The sequence below is a fragment of the Cyclobacterium sp. genome, from assembly GCF_014762705.1.
GTDB lineage: Bacteria > Bacteroidota > Bacteroidia > Cytophagales > Cyclobacteriaceae > Cyclobacterium.
In genome coordinates this window covers 1-21,941 of the sequence record NZ_JABURL010000078.1, presented here as the reverse complement: position 1 = coordinate 21,941, position 21,941 = coordinate 1, and the positions used below count along the sequence as shown (strand labels likewise).

At 44.6% G+C, this 21,941-nt stretch carries 15 protein-coding genes; 1 reads left to right on the top strand and 14 read right to left on the bottom strand.

Annotation, left to right across the window (positions count from 1 at the left end; all coding sequences use genetic code 11):
* Window positions 1-149 precede the first annotated feature (149 nt).
* Together HUJ21_RS14690 and HUJ21_RS14685 are read right to left on the bottom strand one after the other, a co-directional pair.
* Window positions 150-2,432 (bottom strand): FAD-dependent oxidoreductase, encoded by a 2,283-nt coding sequence (locus HUJ21_RS14690; protein ID WP_291371041.1) that lies wholly within the window; start codon window positions 2,430-2,432, stop codon window positions 150-152.
* 264 nt (window positions 2,433-2,696) lie between these two features.
* Window positions 2,697-3,488 carry a glycerophosphodiester phosphodiesterase family protein gene (locus tag HUJ21_RS14685; protein WP_291371039.1) on the bottom strand — a complete coding sequence of 264 codons (792 nt, stop codon included), beginning with the start codon at window positions 3,486-3,488 and terminating at the stop codon, window positions 2,697-2,699.
* Between the two features lie 233 nt (window positions 3,489-3,721).
* Here HUJ21_RS14685 and HUJ21_RS14680 point away from each other — a divergent pair, with 233 nt between their 5' ends.
* Window positions 3,722-4,558 carry a sugar phosphate isomerase/epimerase gene (locus HUJ21_RS14680; RefSeq protein ID WP_291371038.1) on the top strand — a complete coding sequence of 279 codons (837 nt, stop codon included), beginning with the start codon at window positions 3,722-3,724 and terminating at the stop codon, window positions 4,556-4,558.
* A gap of 799 nt (window positions 4,559-5,357) precedes the next feature.
* Here HUJ21_RS14680 and HUJ21_RS14675 read toward each other — a convergent pair.
* From HUJ21_RS14675 to HUJ21_RS14620, 12 genes are all read right to left on the bottom strand, one after another.
* The gene (locus HUJ21_RS14675; protein ID WP_291371036.1) at window positions 5,358-6,158 is read right to left on the bottom strand and encodes an alpha/beta fold hydrolase; all 801 of its coding nucleotides are present in this window, start codon (window positions 6,156-6,158) and stop codon (window positions 5,358-5,360) included.
* Window positions 6,159-6,784: 626 nt separating this feature from the next.
* The gene (locus tag HUJ21_RS14670) at window positions 6,785-9,424 is read right to left on the bottom strand and encodes a DUF5686 and carboxypeptidase regulatory-like domain-containing protein (RefSeq protein WP_291371034.1); all 2,640 of its coding nucleotides are present in this window, start codon (window positions 9,422-9,424) and stop codon (window positions 6,785-6,787) included.
* Between the two features lie 282 nt (window positions 9,425-9,706).
* Complete coding sequence (locus HUJ21_RS14665; protein WP_291371032.1) at window positions 9,707-10,414, bottom strand: hypothetical protein; 708 nt, start codon at window positions 10,412-10,414, stop codon at window positions 9,707-9,709.
* Between the two features lie 78 nt (window positions 10,415-10,492).
* Window positions 10,493-12,304, bottom strand: coding sequence for a T9SS type A sorting domain-containing protein (locus HUJ21_RS14660; RefSeq protein ID WP_291371030.1), 1,812 nt, complete (start codon window positions 12,302-12,304; stop codon window positions 10,493-10,495).
* Window positions 12,305-12,334: 30 nt separating this feature from the next.
* Window positions 12,335-13,051 carry a hypothetical protein gene (locus HUJ21_RS14655; protein WP_291371028.1) on the bottom strand — a complete coding sequence of 239 codons (717 nt, stop codon included), beginning with the start codon at window positions 13,049-13,051 and terminating at the stop codon, window positions 12,335-12,337.
* Between the two features lie 363 nt (window positions 13,052-13,414).
* Window positions 13,415-13,723, bottom strand: coding sequence for a hypothetical protein (locus tag HUJ21_RS14650; RefSeq protein WP_291371026.1), 309 nt, complete (start codon window positions 13,721-13,723; stop codon window positions 13,415-13,417).
* 138 nt (window positions 13,724-13,861) lie between these two features.
* A complete protein-coding gene (locus HUJ21_RS14645) occupies window positions 13,862-15,328 on the bottom strand; it encodes a sodium:solute symporter family protein (protein ID WP_291371024.1) in 1,467 nt (488 codons plus the stop codon).
* Window positions 15,329-15,403: 75 nt separating this feature from the next.
* Complete coding sequence (locus HUJ21_RS14640; protein ID WP_291371022.1) at window positions 15,404-16,747, bottom strand: Gfo/Idh/MocA family oxidoreductase; 1,344 nt, start codon at window positions 16,745-16,747, stop codon at window positions 15,404-15,406.
* A 15-nt stretch (window positions 16,748-16,762) separates the two neighbouring features.
* Window positions 16,763-17,794, bottom strand: coding sequence for a Gfo/Idh/MocA family oxidoreductase (locus HUJ21_RS14635; RefSeq protein ID WP_291371020.1), 1,032 nt, complete (start codon window positions 17,792-17,794; stop codon window positions 16,763-16,765).
* Window positions 17,795-18,060: 266 nt separating this feature from the next.
* Window positions 18,061-20,337, bottom strand: coding sequence for a response regulator (locus HUJ21_RS14630; protein ID WP_291371018.1), 2,277 nt, complete (start codon window positions 20,335-20,337; stop codon window positions 18,061-18,063).
* Window positions 20,338-20,741: 404 nt separating this feature from the next.
* Complete coding sequence (locus HUJ21_RS14625; protein ID WP_291371016.1) at window positions 20,742-21,464, bottom strand: SDR family oxidoreductase; 723 nt, start codon at window positions 21,462-21,464, stop codon at window positions 20,742-20,744.
* A 73-nt stretch (window positions 21,465-21,537) separates the two neighbouring features.
* On the bottom strand, window positions 21,538-21,816 hold the full coding sequence (locus HUJ21_RS14620) for a YtxH domain-containing protein (protein ID WP_291371014.1): 279 nt from the start codon (window positions 21,814-21,816) through the stop codon (window positions 21,538-21,540).
* Window positions 21,817-21,941 lie beyond the last annotated feature (125 nt).

Sequence of the window (21,941 nt, the reverse complement as noted above, 5' to 3'; positions counted from 1 at the left end):
TTATTGTTTATCAGTGCTACGAAATATTGGAGATTCAAACTTTTCCGAATATTCCGGAAAAATAGCCGCATAAAAAAGGCTGCCCTTTTCGGACAGCCTCGGTTTATTAAGGCAACATTTTAAATCAAACCCAGGTTACCAAACTTACTTCAGGAATAAACCCCAACTCCTAGCAAACCAGCAGATACGTTCCTACCCGGATGCTTGAGCTGAAGGACCAGCTTTTTTAGCTTAATAGGGGTAGCAAATCGGATTTCACACCTGCTCTGATGGTTGCCTTTTTCCTGATACAGAAGCGTCCCTATTTCATCAAAAAGCTGAAACTCCCGCACACAAAAGGGCATCACACGTTCATCATGGCCCCTCAGCGTTGACTCCAATGGATGATCAAAGTCCGTATCAAACCAAAGCAGGATTTTTCTGATTTTCTGCTGTGTCGGCCAGGAAAAAGTAAGGGTCGGTTCGGGGTCCTTTGGGTCCGCTACCCAGGCATTGGTTTGGATGGTTGGCCGGAAGCTGCCATTGAGCAGGTTTTCAGGACTGTATAGCTGCAGTGCTGGATTACAACTGATAGCCAGGTTATGCCCTCCCGGCCGCCTCTCGGGCAACCAAAAGTCAAAGGCATCCACTCCCAGGCCTTCCGGCGGTTCCTGCCGACTACCCTTGGCAACGTCCAGGTTGACCCGGTTGAATACCGTCAGCAAGCCGGATAGCCTAAGCTGGCTAATGCCAACCTGAACAAGGGGATTTGCTTCAAAGGCTATAAAATAGTAAGCTGATGCATCCAAAAGTAGCCCAATATCCAAAGTTAGTTCCTGTTCCCCTTTGGAAACCGGAAACTCCTTTTCCGCCAATTGCCTGTCCGGGGTAAAGTTTCCCGGCAGACTACTGTGCAATAAGCGGACAACCAGCCTGCTTGCTTTTTTTGCCTTCACCACAAATGTAAAAACCGGAATCCTGCCCTTTTCCAATGGAAGCATTTGCGCCATGCTGCTGTCCAGGGCTTTCCATCCGGCATCTGCCGGTAACTGCTGCAAACTAAAAGTAGAGGAAACAGATAAGGAAGCCGTTTTGGCCAGGTTATCTGTATCCCGCAAATGCATCCCGGGCAGGTATTGGCCCATGCCCATCAGGCGCTGCTGCAAATTGTCCATCAGGGCGTCTTCCATAAGATCCCGGGGTAATAACCCCTTTTCTTTGCAAAAGGCGGCAGCCATTCCAACGGCCTGGGCATTGTGGGCACAGGTGGCCATCACCCGGGAGGAACCAAAGGCCACGTGGCTGGCGCTGATGATCCTGCCTGCCAGAAAGAGGTTTTCAATATTTCTGCTGTACAAACAGCGAAAAGGAATGCTATACACCCCTTTGGCATGCCATTGGGTGCAGCCGGGAAGCTCCCCATAGATGCCGTCTGCCGGATGCAGGTCCAGGGCCCAGCCACCATAGGAAACCCTATCCTGATGCTTGCGCTGCTCCACCACATCCCGCTGCGAAAGCATGTAATCCCCCTCAAAACGCCGGCTTTCCCGCTTTCCAGGGATCATGCCCACCCATTCCAGTGTGTGAGTTTCCATGTCCGGGTATTCTCCGGAATTCTTGATATGGTGCCAGATGCCATAGATGATGCGCCAGAGTTCCCATTTGATGGTTTCCGTATCGTGAATGGTATCCATTCTCCCCCCATATTCCACCCACCACAAACGGCAACCCCGGTCGTGCAGGTTAAAGGTATGGAAGCGGGGAAGGCTGGGCAGGTCGGTGTTGGCAAAGGCAGGAGGAATAAATTCTACCGACTTTCCGGAATCCTTGCTGTGGAAATACAGGGAATGGCCCAGCAGTTCTCCATAGGCCTTTTTCGGCGCAAACGCTTCGTCAAATTCCTCCCTGGATTCTGCTCCAATGCGATAGGCCGCGCCGGAGAGGTGCCCCAGGATGCCATCTCCCGAAGCGTCCACAAAAAAGGGGGCCTCCAGCCGGTACTGGGTGCTGTTTTGGCTGCAAAAAGCCAATGCAGCAGCGATCCGGTTGGCACCTGATTTTTCACATCTGTGAACTGCCGTGTTTAGCAAAAGAGTAATGTTGGGCTCCTGGGTTACTTTTTCCAGCAGCACGGTATCCAGAATTAGGGCATTTCCCTCTGGATTCCGGTATTGGTTTTCCAAAAGGATCTCATCGATGATTCCGCCCTCCCTGGCCCAGCGGTTATTGTTGCCCATACTGGATGTGGCTCCCAGGATCCAAAGCCGGATTTCAGAGGAGGCATTGCCGCCCAGCACCGGCCGGTCCTGTACCAGGATGACTTTCAGATCCTGCCGGGCTGCCGTGATGGCGGCGCAGATGCCTGCCATCCCGCCACCTACTACAAGCAGGTCGGTAGAAAGTGTATGAGAAGTCAGGGAACGGATTCCGGAAAAGGGGGCTTTAACCAGCATGGCGAAAGAGTTTATGGATAATAATACTTTCTCGCAAGGTACATAACATGATGCAATTCGAATTTCCCAATCCGAAAAAAAAATTATCTGTTTGATTCTGGAAATCCGCAAACCTGTCAGGTTTTTCTAGCCGTGCAAGCCAAAACAGTTTTTGCGTAGGTAAAACCTGACAGGTTTAACCCTTTTTCAATCACCAATAGTAGCGAAATGTTCCGTATTAAAGGCAATTAGTAACCAGGGGCTGGATAAACAGAATTGTTAAACCTACCTGAAAAACGGCTCGTAAACGGAATCAATTTGAAAGGTACGGACGCCAGCACGTTTTAGGTTTTCGACGACCATTTCGGCCGGCTCCCGAATCCTACCGCTTTCAAAAACCCAGGCATTCACTGCGGCCACCACCAGAAAACCCTTATCAGAAGCCCACTTGAAATCCTCCGGGGAAATGTTGGTGGAAAAAAGGTAGTAATTTTCAGGGCTAAAATCTTCTCGATCCAAATTTTGCTTCAGCTGGTCCATGCTGCAACTCAGTTTGAGCTTTCCGGTAAAATACTCCGTGGATGCTTCGGTACCTATCATCAGTGCCCCGGACCGCAGTCCATATTGATCCAGCAAGGCGAGCAGAGAGTCAAAAAGAGGCTCGCTGAATCCGGAGATTTTATTATCAATCATCACCTTGATCTTGCCCTGGCAATGGGCCAAAACGGTTTCCAGTGTAAGTACCTGCTGGCCCTCACTTCCTCTCAATTCACGTATCTCTTCCCAGCTCATGTCGGATACCTCCCGATTCACCCCGTAATAGCGCTGAAAATCCCCGTCGTGGTGGGTAATCAACAGGCTGTCTTTGGTCAGCCTGACATCCACTTCCACCCTATCGTACCCCCTCTTTATGGCTTCCTCCAGCGCAGCCAGGCTGTTTTCAGGCAGGGTATCGTTGACCACCCCTCCCCTGTGTGCAATAAGTTGATAGGGAGCAAAGCCTGATTCCTGGGCCAAAAGAGGGGAATGGCAACATCCCGAAAAAAGCAGGATCAGTAGAAATTTAATTCGCTGCATTCGTTTATTTATAGGTAGGGAATAATTCACATTAGCCTTCATGAGTCAATAGATTGATACTTAGTGCTTGCCTTTCATTTTTCAGGAAGTAATAGCCCAATAGGATGGTCGTTTCTCCACGAAAATTGGGTGTAAAACCATCTCCTTCCGGCTTAACGCAAGTACGACAATTTTAGAATTCGATAAAAATAAGTAGTTTTATCAAAACGTTATTTCCCAAAAACCTGATTTATATGAAAACCTTATTTCTTCGCTCCTTAATCCTTTCATTGACCGCCTATCTTACCCTCACTGCACATGCGCAGCAGGAAATTCCCTCCGGATGGAAACTGGGTAGCCAGGCCTATACCTTTCGCCTGTTTTCCCTGGAAGAAACCCTGGAAAAGTTAAACAGCATCGGTGTACGCTATGTGGAGCTTTATCCCGGGCAAAAAATCACCAAAACGGGTGATGCCACCACCCACTTTGCGGCATCGCAGGAAGATAAGGATAAAATCAAGTCCTTACTGCAACAGTACGATATTGAAGCCGTGGCTTACGGAGTAGCCAGTCCCAGTGATGAAGAATGGCCGGACTTGTTTGCTTTTGCCAAAGAAATGGGCATTGGCATCCTGACCACAGAGCCCAGGCCCAATCAGTTTGACCTGATCGAGAAGCTGGCAGTGGAACATCAAATCAAGATCGCCCTGCACAATCACCCCCTGCCTTCCATGTACTGGCATCCGGAAGTACCCTTGCGCTTTCTGGAAGGACGGTCGGAACTGATGGGGGTCTGTGCGGATATCGGCCACTGGGTGCGCTCCGGTCTGGATCCGGTAGCAAGCCTTCGCAAACTGGAAGGAAGAATCATCAGTCTGCACATGAAAGACCTGAACAAAGCCGGCGTCCGGGATGCGCACGATATCCCCTGGGGCACGGGCAACTGCAATGTAGCCGGGGTCCTACACGAATTGAACCGGCAAGGATTCGAAGGAGTCTTTTCAGCAGAATACGAGCACAATTGGGAAAATAACCTGCCGGAAGTCAAGGAAAGTATGGATTATTTCAAGCGGGTAGCGGCGCAGTTTTAGATTAAAATCATTGTTCTGAAGTGAATCTAATTGGTAAAAAATACCGGGTGAAAGTTCAGGCATGTACTAAGCCCTCCGTAATAGTGGAGGGCTTGGCATAGGCAAGAATCGTTGTTATGGGTATTACCGGTGATGTGCATGTTGGACTGGATTCATGTAGAACTATTCAGCCGCAACTTTCCATTTCAGCTAATTAGTTAGCTTATATCCGCCTAAAAATCCCCCTTGCCCTCCACCGCGGAGGGATTTGTTCTCAATCCGTTTAATGTGTGTGATATTTATCCGGCCCTCGCTGGGTGCAGTTTGCAACTAGATCCCAGGTATCCGATGAGCTACGCAAACAAGGCATTTGCAATGCCGGAAACCAAAGACCAGCCGTAAAGAAAATCAATCTTTAAAACGTACCCGTGATGCCATTGCAAATGGCTTTTCAGCAGGTTTTATCTGTTTTTGATTCCGATAATAGTTGAGTGAAGCAACCTACTTTACCTGGTACTGATAAGTTTTTGGGTTTGGAAAATCTGGATTTCGGAATTGTTAATACGGTATGTTTACGAAAAAATCCCCCACTCCCCCTTAGGAGAAAGGGGGATTTGAACTGGTACCGTTTATCGGTCACTGTATTACCGGGGAGTTTCCTCAGCCCGTCTAAATGGCACCAATTCAGCCTTAAACAGGTGTTTCAACAAATCCTCCTTCAATCTTAAATTTCGTCTTTACAACACTGCAGTATTCGTTTTCAATTTGAAAATTACGATTCCCGGATTAAAAAAAATCTATAAAGTGTCCGCATAACAGGTCATTGATTCAATAGGTACTTTATTTTCAATTGGTATTCAGGATTAAACGTCATTCCATTGTGCTGCTGACCGGTAAGCATGATCAGGGTGTCTTGCTTTTTAAAATGTGCTTTTAATTTAATGGAGGACCCCGGATAAATGACTTCGTCCTGATCGCCATGAAAAATCACCACCGGCATGGTACAGTTTTGGATGTGCCGGTAATTTTCAAAAGGATATTTGTGCAAAAATGAAGGGAAAATGGGGAAATAATGTTTCACCAGATCGGATAAGCTGTAATAGGGTGCCTGCAAAATCAACAATTTGGGTTGATTGACGGAAGCCAGTTTTGTAGCCGGACCCGTGCCCATCGAATATCCCAAAACGATGATCTTCTGCTCTAAATACCTGCTTTTCAATACATCGTAAGCCCTTTGAACATCCTCATACATTTGTGCCTGACCTTGAATCACCCCCTCACTTTTTCCATAGCCTCTGTAATCCAGGATAAAAAGGTCATAACCTAATTTGGTAAATACCTCAGCTACCCCGCCCCAGGTCCTCAATGATCCGGCATTTCCATGCAGGTAAAAAATAAGGCCTTTTGGGTTATCGGTTTTGAATAGCAATGCATTCAATGAAATGTCATCATTCATCGGGATGTTCATTTCTTCAAATTTTTGATCAAATTGAAAGAGGAAATTGTCTTTTAGTTTTTCAGGAAAGAAAAAAAACTTCTCCTGAAAAGCGTATACCAACCCGTAAGCCACCAAAATCAGCATTGAGAATAATATTATCGGGATCATAAACCTACTTTTCATAAAACAGCTTAAATCAAGTTTCCAAATTAACAATAACCTTTGAAGGCTGGACAGGCTTGATATAAAATGCTGTCCTGGAGAACTTCGATTATCGATAAGAAAATTTCCAATCAAATAAAGCGAGTAGCCTTTTACTGTCATCTGTCCATTTTTGGGATTGAATATTGTCAACGAGACCTAACATTTTAAAAAAACGAAGAAATCGGGATGCCGGTATTTATTTATATCTATTAAGAATTCAACATATTATAAATACCTCATCGGTACACCTACCGTCATCGCGAGCACAGCGAAGCGATCTGATTCGGAGCGGCAACATAAATCTATCGGGAAATGGGAGTAGGATCGAAAGCTCGTCTACATACCCCGTTAGACTGCCGCGGGTGGATGGTTATTTTCGATTCCTTTTTATTCCCGTCTTCACCCTCGCAGTGACGACCAAACCCGTCATCGGTATACGATCAGAAAATACCAGCATCACACCAGTTGGCTTCTTACCGTTTTTTCCCGCTTTTTCAGAACCCGGGGCAAAAAAAATACGAAGGTTAATGGAAGGGTTTAGATTTACCCTGACAGCTCTTATTTTGATAATATTTTCCAGGTGGATATTCCCTCGCAATCAAACTTTATTCCCCTACATTGACCTGAATGAAAGTAGCGATACCAAACCGAATCCCACCTCTTTTGTACTCGTTATTTTCAAAGCCTGCGCCAATCTCTACCCGGAAAATCCGATACAGGTTGTCCAATGAATAGCCTAACTCCCAATAGTGGGGAGCGTTTTCGGTTTTTAAATAATTAAAAAATAGATTTTCCCGGATTCCTGAAAACCGGAGCACCGGCAATTGGGTAAAAAGAAATTTCCTGAATTGATAATGCATGATGCTACTGAAATAAGGACCTGCTGTGCTGTATTGGTAATAATCCAAAAATCGGAAATTGCTGGCCGCTCCCATATTTGTAAAGATGGTTCGGTTACCTCCAAAATGCTTGAAATCCATAAAATAGACTTGAGAGCTGTTCAGAAAAGTACCTGTTTGCACGTTTACATCCAATTTGCCACTTACGCCGAAATTAAGCGCATGCTCAACTCCTACTTCCAGGTGATCGAATTTACCAGCTCCTGAAACATTTTTATTATAGTTAAATTTTAACAGGGGTGCAGTCTCCATTAAGGGGAATTTTCTTCCATTTCTTATCCTGTATTTCAATCCAGGTCTCCACTCAATGGAGCCGCTTGCCAATACGGCCTTATTATTTTCAAAGGCCTCATTCCCTGCTTCCTGGTTTATTGGTAGATTGGAACTATACCGTCGTTCCGGCTTATTGTAGAAACTGTAATCGGAACTGTTCTCCAAATTCACACGATCCTCTAACCTGAAATTCACCCTGTAGGTGAAGGCATCCGTAATTCTGTGCGCCAGGTATAATCTGGTAAAGGTTTTCTCATACAGTTTCATGTAATTTTGCCTGAAAAATAAGGAATAAAGGGCATTAACCTGCTCATTGATAGGGCCCTCCCCATTGAATTGGTAAATGTATCTCCCTCCTTCTATACCCCATGAATAGCCCGGCCGTCCTTTAGTCACCGAGCGCCTTAGGTGCAGCATTGCGTACGGCTTTCTACTGGCAAAACCATACCTGAATGCTGGTCTGAAATTCCAGGACCGCAGGTGGTTGGTTACACTATCTGCCATTTTTGTGTTTTTTTCGACCCGATAGTATCCCGAAAAGCCGATTTTAAAACCTTCTACGGTGTTGAATGAAATGTTGGTCCAATTGGAATGAAAACCTGCAGACCTGCCGTTCCCAAAACTGTAATCTCCACCCGTTAGAAAATCAAATGGCTGGAATTTTCTTTTAGCTTTCCGGGCGATTGAGTCTACATCACTTTCCCGGGCAGCCGCTACCACAGCCAAACTATCATCCCTGCGATAGCCCTGTATCTCTTTGGCAGTCAGTTGGACCGGCCGGATGCTATCCCAATAGACAAGATCTCTTTTTCTGGCCATGGAATCTACGGTATAGTTTCTTTCGGATATAACTTCCGCCTGCTCTCTTTCCTTTAGCGATTCCTTTTCATAGGCATTGACCATTCTTCTGAAATCCTTTCTACTCATCTGATCAGCGGCTGCCAACTGTTCGATGGGATCTGCGTTTTTTGTAAGTTCCGGAAAGTGATCGGGAATCTCTTCTACCTTTTCATCCAGAATTTTGGTATCCACCAGAAGATCGGGATTCAGTGTGATTTGATAATCCCTGGTTGATGCCAGGTACTGGTACTCCCCGGCAAAACCAAAAAACGTTCCCCCGAACGTGTAGGTATGGGTCAGGGGCATCCAGATGTTCTCTTCCACCGGAGCATATTGCTGGGTTACGCCAATATCAAAACCCATGAGGGAGGTTTTCAAATTCAGGCTATGAATGGCCCATAAATCCTCAATGATATAGATATACCCATCAAATACCTTTTCTCCTTTCGAACGGGGAATAACTCTTATTTTATTTACCAGCAAGCCGTTATCAAAAAAATTCCCTTCTAACCTGAACCGGTAATAAACAAAGGCTGACCTGGACAGGGGAGAAACCAGACCATTGATCTGCTCCTCGTAGAAACTGGCCCCGATATAGGGAGCAGGTGAAGTTTGGTTGTTTTCACCAGTGGACCGTATACTGAAGACCGTCTCCGTAATTTCATCTGGCTGCTTAAAGTGAATTTTAGAAACCGATTCCGAAGTATAGGCTTCATTGAGTCCAACCCCCTCCTCTTTCAGTTTCTTTTTTAAAAAAAAGGGGGCATTGGTCAGTTCTCCGGTGCCTTTGATGTACACCATCATGCTGTATTCCTGAACCTGAAGGCGGTGAAATTTTGCTTTTGCGATGGCTTTGCGCATGACGGTAAGTGCCGGATCTTCCTGATCCCCCTTTACCTCTACTTCCTGCAAGGCAAATGTTTGCATTTCCATACTTACATCCAGTTCTACCCAACTGTCTTTTATTTCTACAGTCTGTAATTTAGACTGGTAGCCGAGGTGCTGGAAAATGATATCGTAGTTTCCAGAGGGTAGTTTCCATTCGAACCTTCCATCCTGGTTGGTGGGAATGCCATCATTCAGATTCCTTGCAAAAACGGTGGCGTAAGCCAGGGGTTCGCCTTCTTCTGAAGTGACCAAACCCCTGATCCCCTGCGATGATCCATTAAAAATAGAAGCTTGAAAAAGCACTAGGCAAGACAACACCTTTAATTCCCTGGAAAAACCAATCATATTGTAAACCTAAAGGTAATTTTACTTAAAAATACGGTATACAAATAATTAAAAAATAGTTTTGACATTTTTTAACCTGCGTTCCATCCAAAGCATACTGATGGCTGTATAGAGATCACGTCTGAAAAAGTCAGGGCAAGCTCCCTCTCTGGGTGTAGTTTGCAACTACATCCCCTGGATAACGTAGCATACCTCGCCCAATAAATGATTTTTTTATTTGTGTTAATCGGAGTAATCTGTGGTGCCCCCGTTTTTAGCAGGTCCAGTTGGCCATTACAAACATCAAAACCGGTAGTTTAAAAATATCCCGGTATAAGGCTGAAAGCGCAAACCATTTAGCTTCACTGTATAACCTTCGGAGGACTGAATCTGATTTTGACTGCCTTCTTCGTTAGTCCTTATGGCCATGTGTTCGGTATATTGTTGCTCTCCCATATACCCTGAAAGGCGAAACTCTGTACTAAGCAGCAAGCGCGAAGTTAGCCTAAAACGGAGGCCTGCCAGGGGGGAGAGGGAAAACCTGATTCCCCGCTCGTACTTGTCCGTATTTTCAAGATAATTGGTTTCCGGGTCCAGGTCCGGCTGCTCAAAAAAGGACCTGCTGTGCTCTCTGCTCCCTTCCAGTTCCAGTCCATAATATCCCTCCCATCTCCTTGCGAGGGGTTTGATCCATTCATAGCCCAGGGCCAGGCCTATAGTTGACCAACCGTCAATATTGGTAAATTCTGCCTCTATTTTTTTATACCTGCTCACCATTCCAAAGACCCGCAAACGGATCCTGTTTTGTTCATGAATCTTTTTTCTTAGCATCAATTCCAACGGGGTCCGCTGGTGCTGATCCATCAACTGATCGAAGGCAAAATAGGTATTGAGACCAAGCTCGTAACGGTTTGTGGAGTCTAATTGGCTCCATTTTGAAGAATCGTTTTGGGCTGATGCTGTGGCGAGGCTCATTAGGAAAAATAGCCCTGAGAATATCCGCTGATACATGTATCTTCTTTGGTTAGGTTAATGAAAATAATGACGGGATTGTTCTCTGTGTTAACAATCCCGTCAGGAAAAGATTAATTATTTTACTAGTATTTGCCTTTTTATTACGCCGTCAGGATGTTCGATATGGACATAATACCTACCTGGAGCTAAGGAACTGATATCAATATTTAGATTTTCTTTCTCTGATTTATGGCTCACCTTAAGGTATCCCTCCTGATCATAAATTTTTATTTCGTAATCCAATTTATTGAAGCTAAACTCTGAATTCCTGCTTTCCATCGGATTGAGTCCATCTTTCTGTCCTTCATCATTTTGGCTGGTTGGAGTTTGGACCATTTCAACATTTATGAAATCTTCTGCAGGATTAGGATTAATATTTACCGCATAATAATAACAGTTTTCTACAAAAGGATAAAACCAAAACCACCCGCTGACACCACAGGCATTTTGCGCCCTTACCCTCATGTCATAATATCCGTCTTGCGAGAAATTACATATCATTACCTGATTTTTACCTCCAACAGTATAACAACCTGTAGTAGGAGGAATCCATTCATAATTAATTATATCGCTTTCAGAGTTTCCAGGATCTGTTTTGTTATAGTAAGCATTAAAATAGATTGCCTGATTTGTACAAAGGGGATAAGAATTGGGTTGGATGGATGTATCATTTTGCTTGGGCACACCCACCCACATTGGTTTTTCCACTTGAAACGATCCACAACTGGTTTGAACGGTAAACGTTATTTTTCCCTGGCCGCTTGTACTTGTATTATTAAATGCCCTAATACTGGCATTCGTACCACTTCCTGTTTTGGTTCCTCCAAATAAAGCGCTCGGAGAAACTGCCCAGGTCGCAGTTGCACCGGGAGGAAGATTTGATAGGGTATAGGAGGAATTGGTAGCACAGAGTAAATTAGCTCCCGACACGGAAGGAGGGGTATCAACTGAAAATAAACTCAAGGTTATTGTTTCTGACAAGGTAGTCGTTTGAGTTCCACATATATTGGCTTTAACAGTAATTTGACCAGCACTGAAACCATCGGGAGTCAGCGTAATCGTATTGGTGACGCTAGTACCAGTCCAGGTCCCAGGCTTTGTCCAAGTATAGCTGGATGCGCCAGGAATACTTGCAACACTTACAGTAATAGGTGTAGGGACGTTACAGACCACCGAGGTGGGCGGAGCTTGTGTAAAACTTATTACCGGCGTGGGTCTGGCAACCGTAATTTCTCTCCAGTTGCTTACGTATCCGCTGGCACAATTACTGTATGCACGTACTTTTACTTTTTGACCTGCCCCACCGCAGGAATTTGGAGTGACTGCAACAGAATGGCTCTGACTCCCGATTGGCGTAGATCCGTCACTGGTGATAGTGCCTATCTTCCAACCTGCCGGAATCACCCATTGGTAAGAATCGGCATATATTTTAGGATAGGTATTTGGAAATAAAACTCTTGCAATGGAATAATTAATATTCGTAGCTACTCCCAAGTTTACCGAAGTCGGACCGGTTATAGAACCTGGAGTCACATTGTTTAACGTTTTAATAAGGATATTTTGCAAATCATCGGAGACTGGATCACCACTTACATTAGGATAACAATTACTCCTTGTAACCGTTAATTTCCCTTTTGGTGCCGTATCGTTATTGGAAGCAGCTACATTATTCCAAATAACATCAACAGTGTTCGTAATAGACATCGGACCTGAAATTTCTGTCAATCCATTTGCAGCAAAAACGCCATTGGTAACTGTCCATGTATAGGTACATGAACCGGATGCAGAAAGATCAGTTCCATATTCCAAAGGTGTACCAGGACAAACCAGCAATGGTCCTGTAACATTGAGTTGAGCACTTACTTCTAGGCAAATAAACAAAAGCAATAACGAAATAATGTGTGTTTTTTCACTGTTTTAAAATTTAAGGTTAATAAAAATTCCGGAATAGGGTTGAAAATCAAAAACCCAGGCCTTTGCATCATATCCTCCAATGGAATGTGTCTCCGACCCATCAGGGTTAGCGGAGGATTTTGCAAAGCCATCCTTTCTCGATTTCGTATTGTTATAGAATATTTCCATCCGCATTTCGTAGGAAACAAAAAAGTAATGCATCGGGGAATAGGTAAAGCCAACAATAGGGACCAAACCTAATGATTGTGTAGTAATAAAATCATATCTCCTTACCTTAACGCTCCCGTAAGTCTCGGAGTAATAGGAATAATTTCTCGTAGTATTGTGGATATCCCAACCCTTCTCCAGATCTGCCCCAAAATAATAACCGAGTTTTTTGTTGATGGGATGGTGCCACTCATGTCCCAGAGCAATGGCAAAGCGGGATTGCTGGATCCTCCGGTTTTCTTCTCCTTCTATCTTATTCGTATTCTCCACCCAGCCCCTGGCCCTTATCCTGAGGCTGCGGTCACCCGGCAGTCCCTTGCGCAACAAAAACTCAATGGGAGTGAATGTTGCCGGATCCAATAATCCATCCATGGCAAACTGGCTGTTGATACCCAGGCTGTAGTCTTTTGCGGGAAGAAAAGCCTGGGCTGCCTCCCCTGTTTCGTTCTCTTGTGCTAAAGCTGTTCGAAAAAACCCTGTCAGCAATAGGCTTGTTATTAAAAATTTAATCATGCTTTTTTTCCGAAATGTAGGTGTCGGAAATGGGATTTCCTACAAGTTTAGGAAAATAATTATTAGTATTTTTTATTGCATTATAATAATAATATCTTTTTAGTTTTTTCCCGATTTTAATGCTGAAAACGGGTATGTTGAAACTCAAAAACAGCAATAAAATACCGAAAAAAAATGTTCCTTTTAGCCTGAATAATTACGAGAGTTTTCGAGGTAATTTTAAAGCTTTACCAATTGGTTCTCTCTCTGGGTAACACTACGTCCTCCCTGGATGTAGATTGCAACTACATCCCTTGCTATCCGATTATTTACCTATTTGGAGGCATTTGTAAAGCCGGAAGTCAAAGACCAGCCGCAACTATCTTAATCAAACCGCAGAATCCTCTTGTACTTTTGGCTTAGATCCAAAAGTACCAAAAGATCAAGGTACAAAAATCCTTCTCCCCACATCCCTGGCGCACCTCCCTGAGAAAATTCAGGGCAGGCCGGTTTTGTGCCGGCCTGCCCGCTTTCCTTATTTGCTGACATTCCGTCAAACCCAGGAGTCGGGTTGTATACCAAAACAATTGTCGGGATAAAAAAGGATAAGCTGGAAGTGGATATCGAAATGGCAGCCCGCTCTGCGGAATTTGTAATTCCGTAATTCAGGTAAAGAGGATTTGTGATCGCCAAAAGCGTCTCTGGGTGTGGTTTGCAATTACACCCCCTGGATAACGTAGCATACCTCTCCCAATAAATGGTTTTTTTATCTGTGCTAATCTGAGTAATCTCTGGTGCATCTTGGTGTAAGGCCGGTTTGGAGGCCTAAGCCTACTCCTGCGCAATATCGGACAGCATTTGTTTGACTTTATCCGGCACGGTATCCCTTTCCAGAAAGCCAACCAAAACATAGGTAATCGCCGATGAAAATACTGGCAGGCTAACTTCCAGGGCCAAGTTGTTTAATTCCATATTTTTGGTGATCACAAATGCCAGTAGTCCTACCAGAATGGATCCAATGGCTGCCTTTGGTCCACAGGACTTAAACCAGGGAATCAGACCAAAGAGCATGGGAATGGCAATAGGTCCGACCAGGGCGCCAAACCAACTGATGATCAATCCCAATACCCCACCAAAGCGCTCAAACTGTAGCGCGATCACGATAGTCCCAAGGGTGAAAAGAAAGGTGGTAATCCGAGCCGTAGTAAGGGAAGTGGTTTCCTTCCGGAATTTTTTGTTGACAGCAGGTAATATATCCCGGGAAATCACTGCAGAGATGGTATTGATGTCGGATGAGGTCATGGACATGGTGTTGGCAAACAAGGAAGCGATCACCAGGCCGATCAGGCCTACAGGCAGTAGCTCCATGGTGAGGATACCATAGGACTGGGTAGGGTCTTCCATGTCGGGTAGAAGAACCGGCGCAGCCCACATAGGAAAAAACAAAATCAACGGCCAAACCAGGTACAAGGCACCGGAGAGCCAGGCGGCTTTTGATGCCTGTTGTTCCGTAGGAGATGAAATGTAGCGCGTGGCCAGGTTCCATTGCCCCCCATTATAGGAAAGGAAATTGATAAACAGGAATGCCAGGGCAAATCCTACGGTATAGGGCTCGTTAAAGGCCTGGGCGTTGCCTTCTGGAAGCTGATCCCAAACGGTGAAAACGGACTCCAAACCGCCCAGCTTCTGCACGACCACCACAAACATCACCAGTCCGGCAATGATCTGCACGATAAATTGGGCAAAATCGGTGATGATCACGGCCCACAAGCCCCCAAAGGTGATGTAAAGCAGGGAAATTCCCCCGGAAATCAAAATCCCCCATGTCAGGGAAATCCCCGTAAATACATTCAATAGTATGGCAATCGCCGCCCATTTGGCACCAATGTCAAACAATTTCAGAATAACTCCGCTCCAGGCCATCAGTTGCTGGGTAGCCAGGTTGTAACGGGTTTCCAAAAACTCCAGGGGAGATTGGATTTTAAACCTTTTTCTAAGCCTGACCCAGAATACAGGAAATACCTTCGCCGAAATAATAACCGTCAGGCCGATTGTTAATGCCCACCAGATATACACCGAAAAACCATGGGTATAGGCCAGCCCGGCATAGGCCACAAAGACTGCACCGCTGTAACCGGAAACATGATGGGAAATTCCTGACAGCCACCAGGGAAGCTTCCCTCCGGCTACAAAATAATCCTCTGCATCATCATTTCTAAAGTAGGACCAGACGCCGATCAGCAGCATCAGGATAAAAAACAGGCCAATCACAATCAGGTCGGTGGTACTCAATTCCATGGGAAACTTTTTTGGAGTTAAATTGAAAAGAAGGCCAAACGGTGAAAGTTTGGCCTTCAAAAACACATAATACTATCAGACGGTTGGTTCCCAACCAGGCTCATACTCTCTTTTCCAGAGTTCCATCGCCGTAGGATCGTATTGAATGTTCCCGGTTTTTGGGTCGATATCCAATGTTCTCCCCACTCGCTGGGCTATATTTCCCAGTTGAACCAGTAGCGTACTTTTGTGTGCACCAACGATTTCAGACCTGACTTCCGTGCCGTTAATGATGCCGTCAAAAAAGTTCTGAATGTGCATGGCATCCAGTGCCTGAGCGGGATTGGTTCGGTTGGTGGGATCGATTTCCTGATCGTTTTTCACATCCTTCACCAATTCATTTTTCAGGTTGAAAATTTTATAGGAATTTCCTCCTTCTATCAGCAGGCTACCTTCTTCACCATAGAATAAGGTGCCGACGCTTCCGTTTTCTATGTGCTTGCCATTACAGCTTCTGCCTTCCCAGGTGATGACGGAATTGTTGTCAAATTCCAGATTGATGATTTGGGTATCGGGGGTTTCCCAATCGTCATTGTACCGGTAACGGCCTCCGGAGGAATTCACCCTGGAAGGATAATCCACCTGTAGTCCCCAGCGGGCCAGATCCACCATGTGTGTACCATTATTAAGGGCTTCCCCTGTGCCCCAGTTCCAGAACCAATGCCAGTTATAGTGCAGGATATTGTCCCGGTAGGCTTCCCTGGGCGCAGGTCCCTGCCAAAGTTCGTAATCCAGCCATTCCGGAACCGGCACCTGCTTTCCTACTCCTATGGGGCCCCTGTTATTGGCATACCAGGTTTTGGCCATATAGGGTCTGCCTATCACTCCATTGTGCAATTCCTCAATCCCTTTCATCACATTGGGCCAGGAGCGGCGCTGGTTACCTACCTGAATTACCTTATTGTATTTCTTTTGGGCCTCCATCAGGAGTTCACCTTCACGGGGATTGTGGCTACAAGGCTTTTCCAGGTAGACATGTTTCCCTGCCTTCAAGGCCATTAGTGCGGCCGGAGCATGCCAGTGGTCCGGAGCCGTTACGATCAATACATCCACATCTTTGTCTTCTAATACCTTGCGGATATCTTTTTCAATCTTTGGCCTGCTGCCCTGAATATCGTTTACCGAACCGGCAAATTTCTCCGCTGCCCGGATATCCACATCGCAACTGTATATCACATCACATTGCTCCTGGCTGGCAAAATTGGTCCCCACGGCGTGACCCCGGCTAACAACGCCCATGCTGGCGGCATTGATGCGTTCATTGGCTCCCATGATTCGGCCATAACTTTTGGCAGACATGCCTGGAAGCATGCCTCCTACTGAGGCAAGGGTGGCACCTGCTATGGCTTTTTTTACAAACGTTCTTCTGCTATTTTTCATCTTGTTGGATATTAATTATATGCTGATTTGAGCGGCTTCCCTCCTGCCTTTATCCAAAACGGCCTGTAAGGAAACGGCCGATCCGTTTATTTTTTTGCTTTCGTCCGCGGCCTGCATGAAGGCAAAGATTTCAATCGTTTCTTCCTCGGATACCGGTGCCTTCCCGGAATCGAAAAATTTTGCTATTTCCACCAAAAGTGGCCGGTAACCTCCATAGGACCCCATATCCATGATGCCTTCTTCCCCAAAGGCCCTGCCACCGTAACCGCTTTTTCCAGAACGGGTTCCCCTGAACGTTCCGATTCTACCTTCTTCCCAGGTACCCACTACCAGGTCAGCACCCTCCGTATACGTTCGCTGAACCGTTTCACATCCGGTACCCATAAGGGTATAGAGCGTTTCCACACCATGTATTCCATACCAAAATAAATCTGGATGAGTTGGTTCTAATTTTGCCGGACTAAATGCCTCTGCTCCCAGAACCTTTCCAATCTCGCCATTCCGAACAGCGACGGCATTCTCCATATACCGAAGGGAGCTGCTGGAAAATACCGGTACCTTGTATTTTTTAGCCGCTGCGAAAATGGCGATGGCATCCACCAGAGAGGCCGAAATGGGCTTGTCAATAAATACGGTTTTTCCGGATTTGAATACTTCCAGGGCTTGCTCCAGGTGAAGCCGCCCGTCGTTTGTCTCCAAAAGTACCACATCCACCTTGTCCAGCAGGGAGGCAATGGAGTCGACGATTTCCACGCCCAAGGTTTGAATTTCTTCAGTATACCCCGGAATTCTTTCCACCGAGGAAGGAATATCCTGGCTGCCATGTGGATAGGCGGCCACCACCTTGTACCCCCCCAAATCTGCGGCGGCATCGGATGCATTAAATGCTTTGGTAAAGGCAAGGCTGTGCGAGGTGTCCAGGCCGATAATGCCCACCTTCTTGTTTCTTCTTACAAGCGGTTTTCCAATGGAAAAAGCTTGCGGCGCAAGGCCAAGGCCCAAACCTGCCACAGCGACCTTTCCCATAAATTTTCTTCTGTTGTCCATATGTTATATCGGAATACTTATGCTAAATGTGTAATGGTTTATTGGATTAATATTTCGAATAATTCTAAATTCACTCTACAATTTAGTAAAAAAATCAAAGAAGCAGCGATAAAAATTACATGAAACGCCAATTTCCCCGTACCAATGCAGCGACAAAAATTCTTCGAAATAATAGAATAATCGATAAAACCCTAATTATGATTGGTTTACAAAATATCATGGATAATAAGAACCAGGAGGATGCTTTTGATCAATGGGAAAAGTAATCAAGCGCTTTCCCTTACCCGCTCAGCCACATTAATCAATACATCCATCAGCTTTTCCATTACAAGAGGTTTGGATATATAGCCGTCCATTCCTGCTGCAAGACACCGCTGTTTGTCATCCTGCAAGGCTCCTGCTGTCATGGCAATGATCTGTGGGGTGTTTTCTTTCATTTCATTGCGAATTTCTACGGCAGCTTGTAGTCCGTCCATGACCGGCATCTGAACATCCATTAAAACCAAATCATATTCATTTTTTACCGCCATTTCCCGTGTTTGAATACCGTTATTGGCAAATTCTGGTTGATAGCCTAAACGCTGTACGATCATAAGAATCAATTTTTGGTTGATAGGCGTATCTTCGGCTACCAGTATGCGCAAAGGATACTTATTGGAAAATTCCGGATCCAACTTATTCCCGGATTTTCTCACTGATAAAGCTTCTCCAGATTGGCCATTTAGCCCGGCAAGTATGGCTTGTACCAGCTGGTGATATTTAACCGGCTTATTCAAAACAGCTGAAAACAATCCTGGATTCTTCTTTTTGGATTGGTCCCCCACGGAACTCAATAAAATGATAGGTTTATCTTGATACTTCTGCCGTATGGACCGGGCCAATTGCAGTCCGTTCTTTTCCGGCATGTTCATGTCTGTGATTACCAGTTCGATTTCATTTTCCCTGGCCAAAATATCCAGGGCCGCATCAGCTGAAGAAGCTACGCAGGGTTTCATGTTTAGGTTTTCCAGTTGAAGGCTGAGAATTTTCAGATTTGTAAAATTATCGTCCACTATCAATACCTTCCGGCCAGCCAATGCGCTTTGGTCGACCTGGTTTGCCTCTGGTAGATCACCTTTTTCAGATGCTTTCATGGGCAGGGAAAAATAGAAAACACTTCCCTTTCCTTCCTTGCTGGTTACTCCTATTTCCCCTCCCATCTGCTTCACCAAATGACGACAAATGGCCAGGCCCAGTCCTGTTCCACCATATTGCCTGGTGGTAGAGGCATCTACCTGTGAGAAGGATTTGAATAAACGGGAGATCTTATCAGGGGGAATACCAATTCCAGTATCCTGCACCAAAAATTTAAGCATCCATTCATCTTCTACCTGCGCCTTTGCCTCCACTTTTACCAGGACTTCCCCTGCTGAAGTAAATTTTAAAGCATTGCTTACCAGATTTATCAAGATTTGCTTTAACCTCATTCCATCAGCCCACATGAGTACCGGAAGCTCACTGGGAAGGTGATAAATGAGGTCTACACCTTTTTTTGATGCTTGCCTTGAAAACAGATCCAACACCTCTTCTATACTGCTGCGCAAATTAAAATCGTGGGGATCAATGGCTACATCACCGGATTCCAATCTTGAAAAATCGAGTATATCATTAATGACATTCAATAAAGTTTCCCCACTAGAACAGATGATTTCAGTAAATTCTCGCTGCTCTTCGTCCAAAGTGGTATCTTTCAGCAATCCTGCCATTCCCAATACACCATTCATAGGGGTCCTGATTTCATGACTCATGGTGGCCAGAAAGGTGCTTTTTGCCTTATTGGCCAATTCTGCATTTTCTCTTGCCTTTTCTGCATCCTCTCTTTGAAGTTCCAGTGATTTATTCGCCATTTCCAATTCCCTGGCTTGAGCCAAAAGGTTAGACCTTTGTTTCTTTAATAACCCGGACTGCTCAGATAATACTACAATGGACATTAACAGGGCGTTTTTTATCCAAATTAAAGATATAAAAGCCATGACCAATAAATAGGCAAGAACAGATACAAAAACATAGTCTCCACCCTCATAACCATAAAAAATTTGATGATATTGCTGGCTGTCATAATTTAAATAGCCCCATACAACCGGGATAAAACTTAAGATAAAATAGAAAATAGTCCATCGCGGGGAAAGAATTATCAGGCTAAATATCAAAATGTTAAAAAAGGAAGCAATATCTACCATCAGAATGATGCTATCCTGCATGATGAATAAGTTTAACAATATAGGTGTCAGTAGCAAGCCGATTTTCACATGTGCCAATGGGATGAGCCACTCTTTGAAAATAAGCAAATAAAGGAGCAGCAAATGCAGGAACATAAATGGAATGAAACTGATAGAACCATCCTGAATTTCTCCAAAAACCCAAACGAATATTACACATTGAATAAAACAAAGGGCGGTAGATAAATAGGCCCATGACAGTATGGTCAGCCTGGTCCTGAAAATCCGATCGTCTGCTTCTTTCAGCCCTTGGTGAAACAAGGCATTTACTATTTTTCCCCACATCTCATTCCGCTTTTAAAAAATCAAATTAAAACTTAAGGTGTTTTTAAACCTTTGAAATCCATATTCTTTGCTATAAAAGATAAAAGCATCTTCTACTTGTAAAGATTGTAATTTTTACTAAATTATTAAGCATAAATCCAGATTTTTTAACCAAAATTATTTCAAGGGTTTTATGGAAACACTTTCAAAAAATCATGAATTAATCCCCGTTACTTTGTATGATTTTATCCATCGGGATACCTGTGAATAGGTCAAAATAAACCGTAATCCTTACCCCGAGTAGTGTCACATAAAAAGGCCTGCTTTACCATTTACAGCTACCTGAATTTACCACTCACACTGGGGCTAAAAAAAACCGGTACCCAAAAAAAGTACCGGCTTTGGAAACTACCTGTCAGAAATATTTATTTCTTTGGTGGCATACTGGGCCTGACCTCAATTTTACTGGGAAGTGTTCTTGGGTCCAGCTTAAATAAGCCCACAACCATTTCGCCTATATCTTCAATCTGGATTTTCCAGGCATCCTTTTCATTTACCTCATGGTCGTTGAAGCCGGTAGCCACTGAGCCAGGCATGATGGTGCTAACCCGCACTCCTTCCTGCCTCAAATCCAGCATGATGGCCTGAGAAAAGCCAGTAAGTCCAAATTTGCTCGCATTATAGGCCGAACCACCAGCAAAAAAGTTGGTGCCTGCCAAACTGGAAATGGTGAGAAAAAAACCTTTGGTAGATTTAAGTGCATCCACAGATGCTTTGATCCCATAAAAAACACCTGTCAAATTGGTATCTATCGTTTCGTGCCATTTTTGTGGTGAAAGTTCCTGGATGGGGGCAAAATGGCCTACCCCTGCGTTGGCTACAAAATAGTCCAGCTTCCCCCATTCCTTAAGTACGGCTTGTACGGCTCTTTTTTGGGCATCAAAATCCTTCACATCCACCTCAAGGGGTAGCACCTCTCCTTTGGAGGTGGACATTTTTTTGATTTTTTCAGCGGCTTCACTGGCCCTCTTCATTGAACGGCTGGTGATGGCCACATTTACGCCCTCCGCTACCAGCGCTGCAGCAATGCCAAATCCAATGCCTGTGTTACCACCTGTAATGATGGCGGTAGTATTTACTAATGTCATAATTGTCTTAATTTAAGGTATAAACAAAAAAAGGCCAATGAATGCTCATTGACCTGCAAAATAAAGGTAAAATTTACTTGGTTTTATCTTTTGCTTCTGCCAAAAGTTCCTTTCCCCTGGCTTTGGTCTCTTCTGCAACGGAGGCAATGTTTTTATTCATCTTATCCATTTTTTCATTCATTCCCTTCAGAAGGCCATCAATCTGCCCATTAATGTCTTTCAAATATTCCTCCCCTTTTTTGGTCAGTTTTTTACGGGTATCAGTCCCCTTCTCCGGAGCGATCAATAAACCAATCTGAACTCCTACTGCAACTCCTGCTAATGCGCTTAAAATTATTTTCGCTGATTTCATAATATCTGATATTAATGGTTTAAAATTTGAAAAACTCATCTTCATTTCAGAAGACTTTCTAGTAATAGTAAACTACAACATTTATACAAAAGTTGCGCTATATTTAATTTACTTACCTTCTACTC